This is a genomic window from Sphingomonas natans (assembly GCF_030546695.1).
GTDB classification, from domain to species: domain Bacteria; phylum Pseudomonadota; class Alphaproteobacteria; order Sphingomonadales; family Sphingomonadaceae; genus Sphingomonas_I; species Sphingomonas_I natans.
This window is the reverse complement of sequence record NZ_JAUOTP010000003.1, coordinates 382,873-395,507: the sequence shown is the minus strand read 5'-3', so window position 1 is coordinate 395,507 and position 12,635 is coordinate 382,873. Positions and strand designations below refer to the sequence as shown.

The 12,635-nt window shown below is 60.9% G+C and carries 9 protein-coding genes and 1 pseudogene; 5 read left to right on the top strand and 5 right to left on the bottom strand.

Annotated elements, in window-relative coordinates; genetic code table 11:
- Nucleotides 1-297 precede the first annotated feature (297 nt).
- Nucleotides 298-1,533, bottom strand: coding sequence for an NAD(P)/FAD-dependent oxidoreductase (locus tag Q4F19_RS08630; RefSeq protein ID WP_303541590.1), 1,236 nt, complete (start codon nt 1,531-1,533; stop codon nt 298-300).
- A 313-nt stretch (nt 1,534-1,846) separates the two neighbouring features.
- Here Q4F19_RS08630 and bktB point away from each other — a divergent pair, with 313 nt between their 5' ends.
- Nucleotides 1,847-3,037 (top strand): beta-ketothiolase BktB, encoded by a 1,191-nt coding sequence (bktB, locus tag Q4F19_RS08625; protein ID WP_459112927.1) that lies wholly within the window; start codon nt 1,847-1,849, stop codon nt 3,035-3,037.
- A gap of 298 nt (nt 3,038-3,335) precedes the next feature.
- Here bktB and Q4F19_RS08620 read toward each other — a convergent pair whose 3' ends face one another.
- A complete protein-coding gene (locus Q4F19_RS08620) occupies nt 3,336-3,788 on the bottom strand; it encodes a MaoC family dehydratase (RefSeq protein WP_303541587.1) in 453 nt (150 codons plus the stop codon).
- A 364-nt stretch (nt 3,789-4,152) separates the two neighbouring features.
- Between Q4F19_RS08620 and Q4F19_RS08615 the strand changes: the two genes are divergently transcribed.
- On the top strand, nt 4,153-5,424 hold the full coding sequence (locus Q4F19_RS08615) for a tyrosine-type recombinase/integrase (protein ID WP_303541585.1): 1,272 nt from the start codon (nt 4,153-4,155) through the stop codon (nt 5,422-5,424).
- Nucleotides 5,425-5,448: 24 nt separating this feature from the next.
- On the opposite strand, the gene Q4F19_RS08610 is transcribed toward Q4F19_RS08615, so the two are convergent.
- The 3 genes from Q4F19_RS08610 to cysD are packed head-to-tail and all read right to left on the bottom strand — an operon-like array spanning nt 5,449 to nt 9,022.
- A complete protein-coding gene (locus Q4F19_RS08610) occupies nt 5,449-6,198 on the bottom strand; it encodes a 3'(2'),5'-bisphosphate nucleotidase CysQ (RefSeq protein WP_303541583.1) in 750 nt (249 codons plus the stop codon).
- Nucleotides 6,195-8,117 (bottom strand): sulfate adenylyltransferase subunit CysN, encoded by a 1,923-nt coding sequence (gene cysN, locus Q4F19_RS08605; protein WP_303541582.1) that lies wholly within the window; start codon nt 8,115-8,117, stop codon nt 6,195-6,197. The genes Q4F19_RS08610 and cysN overlap by 4 nt, the downstream gene beginning before the upstream one ends.
- On the bottom strand, nt 8,117-9,022 hold the full coding sequence (gene cysD / locus Q4F19_RS08600) for a sulfate adenylyltransferase subunit CysD (protein WP_303541580.1): 906 nt from the start codon (nt 9,020-9,022) through the stop codon (nt 8,117-8,119). The genes cysN and cysD overlap by 1 nt, the downstream gene beginning before the upstream one ends.
- 145 nt (nt 9,023-9,167) lie before the next feature.
- On the opposite strand from cysD, the gene Q4F19_RS08595 reads away from it, so the two are divergent.
- From Q4F19_RS08595 to Q4F19_RS08585, 3 genes and pseudogenes are all read left to right on the top strand, one after another.
- The gene (locus Q4F19_RS08595; protein ID WP_303541578.1) at nt 9,168-10,082 is read left to right on the top strand and encodes an HpcH/HpaI aldolase/citrate lyase family protein; all 915 of its coding nucleotides are present in this window, start codon (nt 9,168-9,170) and stop codon (nt 10,080-10,082) included.
- A gap of 114 nt (nt 10,083-10,196) precedes the next feature.
- The gene (locus tag Q4F19_RS08590) at nt 10,197-10,961 is read left to right on the top strand and encodes an SDR family NAD(P)-dependent oxidoreductase (RefSeq protein ID WP_303541966.1); all 765 of its coding nucleotides are present in this window, start codon (nt 10,197-10,199) and stop codon (nt 10,959-10,961) included.
- Nucleotides 10,962-11,332: 371 nt separating this feature from the next.
- Nucleotides 11,333-12,619, top strand: a pseudogene (locus tag Q4F19_RS08585) (FAD-dependent oxidoreductase).
- The last annotated feature ends 16 nt before the right edge of the window (nt 12,620-12,635 follow it).

Below are 12,635 nucleotides of genomic sequence, written 5' to 3'. Positions count from 1 at the left end.
CCGACAAGCATCGTGCGCCCGATAAGTCCTTTCGGCAATCTATCAGAAATCGACCCGGGCATGATAGGCAAGTGCGCTATTCGGCAACAACCGTGCTGCGCACAAGGACAGATCGTCGTTTAGCAAGCGCGGTGGAGACTGCTCTCCACCAACACGTCCAGTTTCGATACTCAGCTTGATGCGTGCACATGGGGCTGACCTCGACGAGGGTCGTTGTCTCATGCTGCATCACGGTGGAAAGATGGGGAGCCCGATCGTTCCACTGCCGAGTCATTTGCGCGACACGGCGGCCGGCGATCAGGACGAGGCGGCGAGCTCCTTCAGCGGCACCGAAGCGTCCGCCAGCCGCGCCGGATCGATCCTCGCTCCGCCCGTCACCAAAGCCCGGCCCTGCACATAATCCTTGGTTGCGTTCACGCAGTCGAGCGCGATGACGCGGCCATGCTTCAGATAGAGGATGCTGAAGCTGCGCGTCGCGGGGTCGCCCCGCTCGACGACGGCATCATATCCGATCGAAAGCCCGACCGTCTGCAGGCGCAGATCATATTGGTTCGACCAGAACCACGGCACGGCATCATAAGTGACGTCGCCGCCGGTGATCGTCTTTGCGACGACCGTCGCCTGATCATTGGCATTCTGGACCGATTCGACGCGGATCGTTGCGCCTTCGGCGAAGCCGTTGCTGTGAAGCGCGCAATCGCCGATCGCGAAGATATCGGGCAGGCTCGTCCGGCATTGGCCATCGACCGCGACGCCGTTGCCGCCGTCTGCCCCCGCCGCGATCAACGGCTCGACCGCGGGGACGATGCCGATGCCGACGATGACCATCTGGCACCCGAGCACTTCCCCATCATGCAGGCGCACGCCCGTGACCTTGCCGTCGACACCCTCGATGGAATCGACCTGTGCGCCCAGCCGGACTTCGACGCCATGCGCGCGATGCTCGGCCTCGTAGAAGCGCGACAGCGCTTCGCCCGCGACGCGCGCCAACACGCGGTCCAGCGCCTCCAAAAGCACGACCTGCTTGCCGAACTTGGTGAGCACCGCCGCCGCCTCCAGCCCGATATAGCCGCCGCCGATGACGACCGCGCGGGTCATGCCGTCCAGCTCGGCCATCATCCGGTCCGCATCGGCGCGGGTGCGCACCGTGTGAACGCCCGCGAAATCGTGGCCGGCGCAGGAGAGGCGGCGGGGCGCGCCGCCCGTCGCCCAGATCAGCGTGCCATAACCGATCGTCGCACCGTCGGCGGTGGTCAGGCTGTGCGCGGCTGGATCGACGGCGGTGACGCGGCGGTCGAGCAGCATCGCGATATCGCGTTCGTCCCAGAAAGCGGGCTGGCGGATCAGGATCCGCTCGAACGTCTTCTCGCCAGCGAGATAATCCTTGGAGAGCGGCGGGCGTTCATAAGGAAGCTCGGGCTCCTCGCCGATCATCGCGATCGTGCCTTCAAACTTGTTCTGGCGCAGCGCGATCGCGGCCTGCGCGCCGCCATGCCCGGCACCCACGATCACGACATCGTACGATTGCTTCACCCGATCCTCCGGTCGCTCGGTATTGCTCGTCTCAAGCTGGTGGCCGCGGCGCTGTCAAATCGAAGAGCGCAACTGCCACCGTCGCACCGCCCAGGCGATGACCGCAGACGATAAGCGGGCAACAATCATGTCTCATGCCGACCGCGAAGACGACCATGCCCGGGCAAAAGACGTCCACACACCAAAATGGTGCTTGCCAAGCCCGCTGTTAGACGACCCTCCAACACTTTTAAATGCGCATGCTAAGTTGCATTCTGATGGGATCGCTCGTAGCTCGCGACCCGAACGACATCACCGGCAAGAGGCGTCCATGATCAACAATGTTGTTATCTTGTCCGGGGTTCGCACCGCCATCGGCGATTTCGGCGGCTCGCTGAAAGATGTCTCCCCTGCCTCGCTGGGCGAGATTGTCATTCGGGAGGCCGTCGCCCGCGCCGGGATCTCCCCAGGCGACGTGGAGCATGTCGTGCTGGGGCAAGTCATTCCGACGAAGCCTCAAGACGCCTACACCGCACGCGTGTCAGCCCTTCAAGCGGGCATTCCCGATTCCGCCGCCGCGCTGACCGTCAACCGCCTTTGTGGTTCCGGATTACAGGCCATCATTTCGGCAGCGCAGATGATCGCGCTTGGCGAAGCCAGGTTTGTTGTCGCGGGGGGTACCGAGAACATGAGCCAGGCACCCCACTATCTAACTGCTGGCCGCTTCGGGCAGAAAATGGGCGCGATCAAGATGCTCGACGCGCTCACCGCCACGCTGTCCGATCCGATCGAAGATTACCACATGGGCGTAACCGCGGAGAATATCGCTGATCGCCATCAAATATCACGTGGGACCCAAGATGCGCTGGCTGTAGAGAGCCATCGCCGGGCGTCGCAAGCGCTCACCGAAGGGCGATTTCAGGATCAAATCGTTCCGGTAGAGGTGAAGACGCGGGGCGGCAGTATTGTCTTCCAGACTGATGAGCATGTCCGCACAGATGTCTCGGTCGAGACGCTCGCAAAGCTCAAACCCGCCTTCGCAAAGGAAGGTTCTGTCACAGCTGGGAATGCCAGCGGAATTAACGACGGTGCCGCCGCAGTCGTTCTGTGTTCGGCTCAGGACGCCGAGGCTGGGTCGCTGCCAGTCCGTGCCCGCATATTGAGTTGGGCTCACGCGGGCGTGGCCCCGGACGTGATGGGCTTGGGTCCCGTGAAAGCTGTGCCCATCGCCCTTGCGCGCGCCGGACTTCCGCTTGACGCGATCGACATCATTGAGTCGAATGAGGCCTTCGCCGCGCAGGCATGCGCCGTCGCGCAAGAGCTCGGGTTCGATCCGAACAAGACGAACGTCAATGGCTCAGGCATCGCGCTCGGCCACCCCATCGGCGCGACCGGCGCCATCCTGACGGTGAAGCTGCTGGCGGAATTGGAGCGCTCCGGGGGACGATACGGCCTCGTCACAATGTGCATCGGAGGTGGCCAGGGGATTGCGATGGTCATCGAACGCGTGGGTGAAGCGGCTTAATCGAACCGGCTCAGCTTTGCGTCAGCGTCTGCGGTCAGCGCTCCCTGAGCGCACGGCCCACGCTACTGGATAAAGCACGGCTGCACGCAACGTAAGCTCCCAACACGCTCAGCAGGCGAGGGGCTCGCGGCGCGTGCGGCCGCGCCGTCGATTTGCGCTTCGCGCCACGAGCACGCCGGCCAGGACGCAGAACGGGCTCGGTTATCTCTACACCGATCGGCCCTGGCAAGCGCTCTGCGCCGCAAGGCGCCACGTCATCGCGTGTCGGCGCTCAGCAATATACCAATCTGCAACAAGCTTAAAGCGGCTCGGGAAGCATCAATGCCGCCCGCGTCGTCTTGCAAACTATTTTGTCGTCTTGATTATATCCGGTGTGCAAGAGCGTTACGATACCTTGGCCCGGTCTCGATGATGACGGCCGCTTCCCGACAATCTCGGTCTCTGCGCGAATTGTGTCACCAGCGAAAACTGGGTTGGGAAACACCGTGTCAGTCATCCCCAAATTGGCTACGGTGGTGCCGAGCGTCGTATCTTGCACCGACAAGCCGATCACGAGCCCCAACGTGAAGATCGAGTTGATCAGCGGCCGGCCAAATTCGGTTGTTGCGGCATAGGCGAAGTCGACGTGGATCGCGGCTGGATTGAAGGTCAGCGACGAAAACAGCATATTATCCATTTCCGTCACACTGCGCCTGATTTCGTGAATGAACACGCGCCCAACCGTGAATTGCTCGAACCACAAACCAGCCATGTGACGCTCCTATCGATCCGACGAATGGCAAGGTCCCGAGACTCTGTCATCTTTGCGTTCACCCATAAACGGTGGCGCAGTGCGTATCCGACGATCCCGCGGCAAAGCGCCGTCTGTTCCACCCGTCGGCACCCGTATCGGGTCGACCGCGAATATGGATCGTTGATACGCTGTTACTCAGGCGTCGAGGAAAGGCCATCCCCGCCGTGTCATTGCGCAAGACGCATGTGTTCGCTCCCGGCAATCGCCCTAAAACTCGTCTCTTTCTCGATCAGCGTCTTCGCTTGTCGCCACCTTTACAAATCACAGGATTCTTAAATAGGGTAAGCGGAGCGTGGTCAACGTGTGAATCACGGAGATAACAATGTTGACAGATAGATATGTCGATCGCCTCAAGCCGAAGCCAGAGAAATATAGAGCCTTTGATAAGAATGGCCTTTATATACTCGTCAAGCCTAACGGCGATAAGTTATGGCGCGTTCGATACACAAAAGGGGGAAAATCCACGATATTGAAAGGCCCATCCTACCCTGAACTCGATGTGGCGGCAGCGAGAACATGGGGCGCGCAAGCGCAGTTCCAATTCACGCTGAAGTCAAAGCCGCGGCTCGAAACCGCTGCGCGAAGCAAATCCGTAACAAACGAGGATGAACGTACGTTTGAATGTATCGCTCGCGAGTGGCTCAGTCATGCCCGCCGTCATTGGTCCCAAAACTATGGGTTGCGGATCGAGCAGAATTTCGAGCGAGATATTTTCCCGGAAATTGGCCACATACCCATCGAATTGGTGGATGGCCCCAGCCTTCGAGGCGCCCTCAAAAAGGTTGAACAGCGAGGCTCGTTGGAAATGTGTCGCCGACTTCGCTCGCAGTGCGGCTCGGTTTTCAGCTTTGCGATTGCTGAGGGAAAGGCAAAGTTCGACCCAAGCGTCAGCATAATCGACGCTTTGCCCAAAAGGAATCTGAATCGTCATCGAAGCGCGCTGAAGGCGCCACGGGTTCCAGCCTTCTTCGTCGCTCTGGCGAAAGATAATGTCAGCAAACTTACTAGCTATTCAATTCAGTGGACAATCATCACGATCGTGAGGTCTGTGGAAACCAGGTACGCTCGATACGACGAACTTGAGGGCCTGGACGGTGCAACGCCTATATGGCGGATTCCTTCGGATCGGGTGAAGACAAAAATCGAGCACATCGTCCCTTTGTCAAAGCAAGCTATCCGACTGTTGTCGGACATAAGGAATCTCGGCCCTGAAAGCGAATATCTATTTCCATCTGATACAAGCCATGATGGGGTAATAGGTCATAACCGCATGCTTGATTGTATAAAGAGTATAGGATTTCGAGGTGAGGTCACCATACACGGCTTCCGCGGATTGGCATCGACCGTTCTCAACGAGGCTACTCGGATTGATGACAGGGGCGAAATAGTTCGACTTTGGGATCCTGACTGGGTCGAGCGTCAATTGGCGCACGTGGAATCGAGGCAGTCGCGCCGCGCATACAATTCAGCCGAGTGGATTGGTCCGAGACGGCGCATGATGCAATGGTGGTCCGACTGGCTGGATGCCCACGGATTCCGAGGGCTTCGCATCCCTTCCGCGGTGGCGCTAAGAGGCTATCAGTTTGTTAACTAGCGGACTTAGCCCGCATCGACGGGATCAACTCATCGTCGGCAGATTAGAGGCCAGCTTTAGCACCTCGTCCGCTAGCTCGCGTCGACAGATCAGCAGGTCTGGCAGATAGGTGTCCTCGGCATTATAGACGAGCGGCGATCCGTCGACGCGGCTGACATGGAGCCCGGCGGCGCGGGCGACCGCGACCGGTGCGCAACTGTCCCACTCATATTGCCCGCCCGTGTGGAGGTAGATTTCCGCTTCGCCGCGCACGACCGCCATTGCCTTGGCGCCCGCCGATCCCATCGCGACGAGTTCGCCGCCCAATGCCTTGGCCACCGCGACCGCTTCCTTGGCCGGCCGCGTGCGGCTGACCAGCATGCGCGGCGGCGAGTGAGCGGGGGGGAGTGCCTGCGGTGCGGCGGAGGTCAGCGTCACGCCCAAGCCCGGTAGCGCGACCGCGCCGATCGTCGCCACGCCGTCGATCGCCAGCCCGACATGCACCGCCCAGTCGGGCCGACCCTCGCCATATTCGCGCGTGCCGTCGACCGGATCGATGATCCACACGCGCGATCGGCCGAGGCGCGATCCGTCGCACTTCATCTCCTCGGACAGCAGGCCGTCCTCGGGCCTCTGTTCGCGGAGCGCGTGGACGAGGAACTGGTTCGCGGTCTGGTCGCCCGCCTTGCCGAGCGCCCTGTCCGAAAACACCCCTGCCTTGCGCACGGCGAGCAGCAGCTTGCCCGCGGTTTCGGCAAGGTGCGCGGCGAGGTCGACGTCCGTCAGGATCCTCATTTGAGCGGCATGATCTGGCGGACGATATATTCGGCTGCCTCGGCTGGAGTCATATCGACGGTGTTGACGCGGATCTCGGCGTGGTTGGGCGCCTCATAGGGGCTGTCGATCCCGGTGAAATTTTTGAGCTCGCCGGCGCGCGCCTTTTTGTAGAGCCCCTTCACGTCGCGCGCCTCGGCGACGTCGAGCGGCGTGTCGACGAAGATCTCGATGAATTCACCCTCCGGCAGCATCGCGCGGATCATGTCGCGTTCGGCGCGGAATGGCGAGATGAAGGCGGTGAGCACGATAAGCCCCGCATCCGCCATCAGCTTGGCCACTTCGCCGACCCGGCGGATATTTTCGATCCGGTCCGCCTCGGTGAAGCCCAGATCCTTGTTGAGTCCGTGACGGACATTGTCGCCATCGAGCAGGAAAGTGTGGCGGTTCATCAGATTGAGCGTTTTCTCGACCTCGTTGGCGATGGTCGATTTGCCCGATCCGGAGAGGCCGGTGAACCACAGGACGCGCGGCTTCTGGTTCTTGAGATCGGCATGCGCATCGCGTCCGATATCGGTCGCCTGCCAATGCACGTTCTGCGCGCGCCGCAGGCTGAAGTGCAGCAAGCCCGCCGCGACCGTCGCGTTGCTGATCTTGTCGATCAGGACGAACCCGCCGAGCGTGCGGTTCTGCGTATAGGGTTCGAACACGATCGCGCGATCGGTACTGAGCTCCGCCACGCCGATCGCATTCAGCTCCAGCGTCTTGGCGGCAAGATGCTCCATCGTGTTGACGTTGACCTGGAATTTGGGCTCGCGGATCGTCGCCGACACCATCTGCGTGCCGAGCTTCAGCCAATAAGCCCGGCCGACGACGAGCGGCTCATCATCCATCCAGACGAGAGTCGATTCAAACTGATCGGCGGTCTCGGGCGGGGCATCGGCGGCCGAAATCACGTTGCCGCGCGAACAATCGATCTCGTCGGCGAGCGAGAGCGTGATCGACTGGCCCGCAACCGCTTCGTCGAGATCGCCGGCGAGCGTCGTGATCCGGCTGACCGTCGAGGTCTTGCCGCCGGGAAGCACGCGGATCGGATCGCCGGGCTTGACGGTGCCGGTCGCGATCTGGCCGGAGAAGCCGCGGAAATCGAGATTGGGACGGTTGACCCACTGCACCGCCATGCGGAACGGCCTGGCCTGATCCTCATCGACGCCGACCTCGACGGTCTCCAGATGCTCCATCAGCGTCGGGCCGGAATACCAGGCCATGTTTTCCGACGGGAACGAGATATTGTCGCCCTTGAAGCCCGAGATCGGCATCGGCGTGAACGCGGTGATGCCGATGCTGGTGGCGAAGGCCGTATAGTCGGCGAGGATCGCCTCGTAGCGCGCCTGATCGTAGCTGATCAGATCCATCTTGTTGATCGCCAGCACGAGATTCTTGATGCCGATCAGATGCGCCAGATAGGAATGGCGGCGCGTCTGGGTGAGGACGCCCTTGCGTGCATCGATCAGGATCACGGCGAGATCGGCGGTCGAGGCGCCGGTCACCATATTGCGCGTATATTGTTCGTGGCCGGGCGTGTCGGCGACGATGAACTTGCGTTTCTCGGTGGAGAAGAAGCGATAGGCGACGTCGATCGTGATGCCCTGTTCACGCTCGGCGGCGAGGCCATCCACCAGGAGCGCGAAATCGATCTCCTGGCCCTGCGTGCCGACGCGCTTGCTGTCCGCCTCCAGCGCGGCGAGCTGATCCTCGAAGATCATCCTGGAATCGTACAGTAGGCGGCCGATCAGCGTCGACTTGCCGTCATCCACCGATCCGCAGGTGATGAAGCGCAGCATGGTCTTGTGCTGATGCTGATCCAGATAGGCATCGATATCCTCGGCGATCAGCGCCTCGGTCTGATAGACGCTCTCCTGCGTGGCGATCCCGCTCATCAGAAATACCCTTCCTGCTTCTTCTTTTCCATGCCCGCGCCGCCGGCATCCTTGTCGATCGCGCGGCCCTGCCGCTCGCTCGTGGTCGTCAGCAGCGTTTCCTGGATGATCTCGGACAAGGTGGAGGCGGTGCTCTCGACCGCGCCCGTCAACGGATAGCAACCGAGCGTGCGGAAGCGGATCGAGCGTTCGACCGGCACTTCGCCGGGCTTCAGCGGGAAGCGATCGTCGTCCACCATCAGCAGCATGCCGTCCCGCTCCACGGTCGCGCGCTTGCCCGCGAAATAGAGTGGCACGATCGGCACGTCGTTGAGCTGGATATATTGCCAGACGTCCAACTCGGTCCAGTTGCTGATCGGGAAGACGCGGATGCTCTCGCCCTTCTTTTTGCGCGCATTGTAGAGATTCCACAGTTCGGGACGCTGGTTCTTGGGATCCCAGCCGTGCGTGGCGGTCCGGAACGAGAAGATCCGTTCCTTGGCGCGGCTCTTTTCCTCGTCGCGCCGCGCGCCGCCGAACGCCGCGTCGAAGCCATATTTGTCGAGCGCCTGCTTCAGCCCCTCGGTCTTCCACATATCGGTGTGGAGCGCGCCGTGATCGAACGGGTTGATGCCGCGCGCGATCGCTTCCGGATTCTGGTAGATGAGCAGTTCCATGCCGGCATCGCGCGCCGCCCGCTCGCGCAATTTGTACATTTCCTGGAATTTCCAGGTCGTATCGACATGCAGCAACGGGAAGGGCGGCGGCGAGGGATAGAAGGCCTTGCGCGCGAGATGCAGCATCACCGCCGAATCCTTACCGACCGAATAGAGCATCACCGGCCGGTTCGCCTCGGCGGCTACCTCGCGCATGATGTGGATCGCCTCGGCTTCGAGGCGTTCCAGGTGGGTCAGTGTCTTGGCCATATATTGGATCTCCACGGTCCGCTTACGCGGCACCGCGATGCCGCGGCAATCAAGGCATTTTTGGAGCCAGGATTGCTCTGCTATCCCGCAACGGACTCAGGCGCGGAGACTCATTGGCCGCGCCGCTATGGGAAGATGGTTGCCGATGCCCGAACCGCTGACCCTCAAGATGCGCTCCTGGTTGTTCGCGCCGGGGGATAGCTCGCGCAAAATGACCAACGCGATCGCCAGCCAGGCGGATATAATCCTGCTCGATCTCGAAGATTCGGTCGTCTGCGCAAACAAGCCGCTCGCCCGGCAGCTTGTGCCGGAGCTGCTTAACGCCAACCCGGCGCAGCGCACGCGGCTTTGGGTGCGCATCAATCCACTCGATGGCTCCCATGCGCTGACCGATCTCGCGGCGATCATGCCCTTTCACCCGGGAGGGATTATGCTTCCCAAAGTGAACGGACGGCAGGACGTTGAACAGCTCGACCATTATTTGTCTGCGTTTGAGGCGGCGCATGGCATTGTGGCCGGATCGACGCCGGTGATCGCCCTTATCACGGAGACGGCCAAAGCAATGTTTCACACTGGGAGTTATGAGGGTGCTCCACGGGTCGCGGCGCTGACCTGGGGGGCAGAAGATTTGGCGGATTCCATTGGCGCGATGTCAAACCTCAATCCCGACGGCAGTTACGGTTTCGTCTACGAACTTGCCCGCAGCATGTGCCTGCTTGGCGCCGCGACGGCGAGCGTTCCAGCGATCGAAACGATCCACAGTGATTTCCGTGATCTTGATGCCCTGAAGCTGCGCACAGAGCAGGTGCGGCGCGCCGGTTACAGCGGCATGCTCGCCATTCACCCAACGCAGATTGAAGTGATCAACGCGGCTTTTACGCCTACCGAACCGGAGATCGCCGAAGCCCGGGCGATTGTCGATGTCTTTGCCGCTAATCCGGGTGTCGGCGCGATCGCCTATTTAGGACGAATGGTCGACCGACCTCATCTGGCGCGGGCGCGGAAGATCCTCTCCGACGCCAATGCAGCGCAGTCCACCGACCGGGTGTCGCGTTCTTGATCAGATCGAGGGTGAAAGTCCAATGACGCGCAAGGTTGACGGATTATCCGCTTGCGTCAGAAATACCGCTGCCGCTTAGCATGCCTGCTCGGCCCGATGGAGCGAACGCCTGAAATGATCCTTGATGCGACTCTTTCCGCGATCGTTTCTGGCGGTTCCTCCGGCTTGGGTGCCGCGGCCGCGGCGATGCTTGCGGCACGTGGTGCGAAGGTGACGATAATTGATCTCAACCAAGAAACAGGCAGCGCGCATGCCGCAGCGATCGGTGGCGTTTTCGCTCTGGCGAACGTTGCCGACGAACAAAGCGTCACCCGCGCGCTCGATATCGCCGAGAAGGCTCACGGCGTGGCCCGGATTTTGGTGAATTGCGCGGGCGTAGCACCCGCAATCAAAACCGTGGGAAAAAATAATGTCCCGCACGGGCTGGAAGCGTTTCGCCAAACGGTTGAAATCAATCTAATAGGCACGTTCAATGTGACTGCGCAGTTTGCCGCCCGGCTCTGCTCCGCCGACCCGATTGGTGAAGAACGCGGCATTGTCGTGAACACTGCTTCGATCGCTGCGTATGATGGCCAGGTGGGGCAGGCGGCCTATGCTGCGTCCAAAAGCGGCGTCGTCGGCATGACACTTCCGATTGCTAGGGATCTTGCGCCGCATAGGATCCGGGTGGTGACCATCGCGCCAGGCATCTTTCTCACGCCAATGCTGCGTGGGCTGCCGCAGCCCGCGCAGGACTCTTTAGGGGGCCAAGTTCCACATCCCAGCCGGCTTGGCAGGCCCGAGGAATTCGCTCAGTTAATTGAAGCAATTATTGCGAACCCAATGCTGAACGGCGAGACGATAAGGCTAGATGGGGCTCTTCGAATGCCGGCTCGATAGTTTGCGCCGCAGTGCCACGCGGGAGTCGATCAGTCGATTCTAGTCTTTGGGAGGTGCCTGGCAGCTGACGATGGTAGCTAGCGCATTCTTACACCATTCGTTTGGCAGCCGCACTTGGTCCCAATTTAAACAATTAGGCGCTGAAAGGCGCCTCGTCGCATTTGGATATTGGCCATGTCTGTCGATGCGCTCGCCTGGGCTTTTTTGTCGAGCGATTTTTTTTGAAACGCGCGACGCCTTTCCTACGCCCCTGGCGTAGATCCTCGCGCCCGCGCGGCACAGCCGATACACCAATCCGTGGGGGCGATCCACGATCAGAATTTCGCCTTTTCAGTGGACGCGATACCGCGAGCCGGGGCAAATACAAGCCTATGGAAAACTCCCTCGCGTTCTATGACGTCGTAATCGTCGGTGCCGGCTACGGGGGTGCGCAGGTGGCGATCGCGCTGCGCCACAACAAGTTTGGGGGCACAATAGCAATAAACGGCGAAGAGCCCGAGCTGCCGTACGAACGGCCGCCACTGTCGAAATAATATCTTGCCGGGGATAAAACGTTCGAGCGAATTCTCATCCGCAAGCCCGCATTCTGGGATGAGCGCAGCATTGTAATGCTTCTCAGCCGTCGTGTTTATTCCGTCGATTCGGTCGCACATCAAGTAAAGACGGACGATGGCGGCACGATCGGATATGGACGGCTGATTTGGGCGGCTGGGGGAGCCCCGAGAAAGTTGGTCTGCTCGGGTCTCGATCTGGTCGGTGTTCATACTGTTCGTACCCGTGCGGATGCAGACCGCATGTTGGACGAGCTCGACGGCATGACACACGCTGTCGTTATTGGCGGCGGCTATATCGGGTTGGAGGCGGCGGCGGTACTCGCCAAGTTCGGCAAGCAGGTTATGCTATTGGAGGCGCTGGATCGCATTCTTGCGCGCGTAGCGGGCGAAGAATTGTCGCGGTTCTATGAGGCGGAGCATCGCAACCACGGTGTCGACGTGCGGCTTTGCGCGAGAGTCGAATGCATTGAAGGGGCGGACGGCCGGATATTAGGTGTCCGACTGCATGACGGCGAATTGCTCACCTGCCAAATGGTGATCGTCGGGATTGGCATCGTGCCGGCGGTGGAACCACTCATCGCGGCGGGTGCGAAAGGGGATAACGGCGTGGCAGTAGACGCCCAGTGTCGGACGAGCCTGCCGGATATCTTTGCGATTGGCGACTGCGCACTCCACAGCAATGGCTTCGCCGAGGGGGCCATGATCCGCGTGGAGTCCGTCCAGAACGCCAATGATTACGCAACGATTGTTGCGAAAAATATCACCGGCGGAGAAGCCCTCTACGAAGCCGTGCCTTGGTTCTGGTCAAATCAATAGGATCTGCGCCTGCAGACTGTAGGACTCTCGATCGGCTATGATCAGGTCGTTCAGCGCGGAGATCCCGCCGACCGGGCAGCCCTCCGACAGCTCGACGTGCCGACGCTCGTGATCCACGGCGCGGACGATCCGCTGGTCAAGCTGGCGGGCGGTCAGGACATTGCGGCACAGATTCCTAAGGCGTGGCTGCTGACGGTTCACGGCATGGGCCACGATCTGCCGGACGAGCTCGCCGATATTTTCACCAACGCCATCGCTGCCAATGCGCGACGGGCGATGGCGGACTGATCCTGCCCGAGCAGCG

Excerpts from the sequence above, each read along its gene's own strand:
- Q4F19_RS08620 (WP_303541587.1), bottom strand. The coding sequence starts at position 3,788 with ATGGCTGGTTTGTGGTTCGAGCAATTCACGGTTGGGCGCGTGTTCATT.
- Q4F19_RS08615 (WP_303541585.1), top strand. The coding sequence starts at position 4,153 with ATGTTGACAGATAGATATGTCGATCGCCTCAAGCCGAAGCCAGAGAAA.
- Q4F19_RS08610 (WP_303541583.1), bottom strand. The coding sequence starts at position 6,198 with ATGAGGATCCTGACGGACGTCGACCTCGCCGCGCACCTTGCCGAAACC.
- cysN (WP_303541582.1), bottom strand. The coding sequence starts at position 8,117 with ATGAGCGGGATCGCCACGCAGGAGAGCGTCTATCAGACCGAGGCGCTG.
- cysD (WP_303541580.1), bottom strand. The coding sequence starts at position 9,022 with ATGGCCAAGACACTGACCCACCTGGAACGCCTCGAAGCCGAGGCGATC.
- Q4F19_RS08595 (WP_303541578.1), top strand. The coding sequence starts at position 9,168 with ATGCCCGAACCGCTGACCCTCAAGATGCGCTCCTGGTTGTTCGCGCCG.
- Q4F19_RS08590 (WP_303541966.1), top strand. The coding sequence starts at position 10,197 with ATGATCCTTGATGCGACTCTTTCCGCGATCGTTTCTGGCGGTTCCTCC.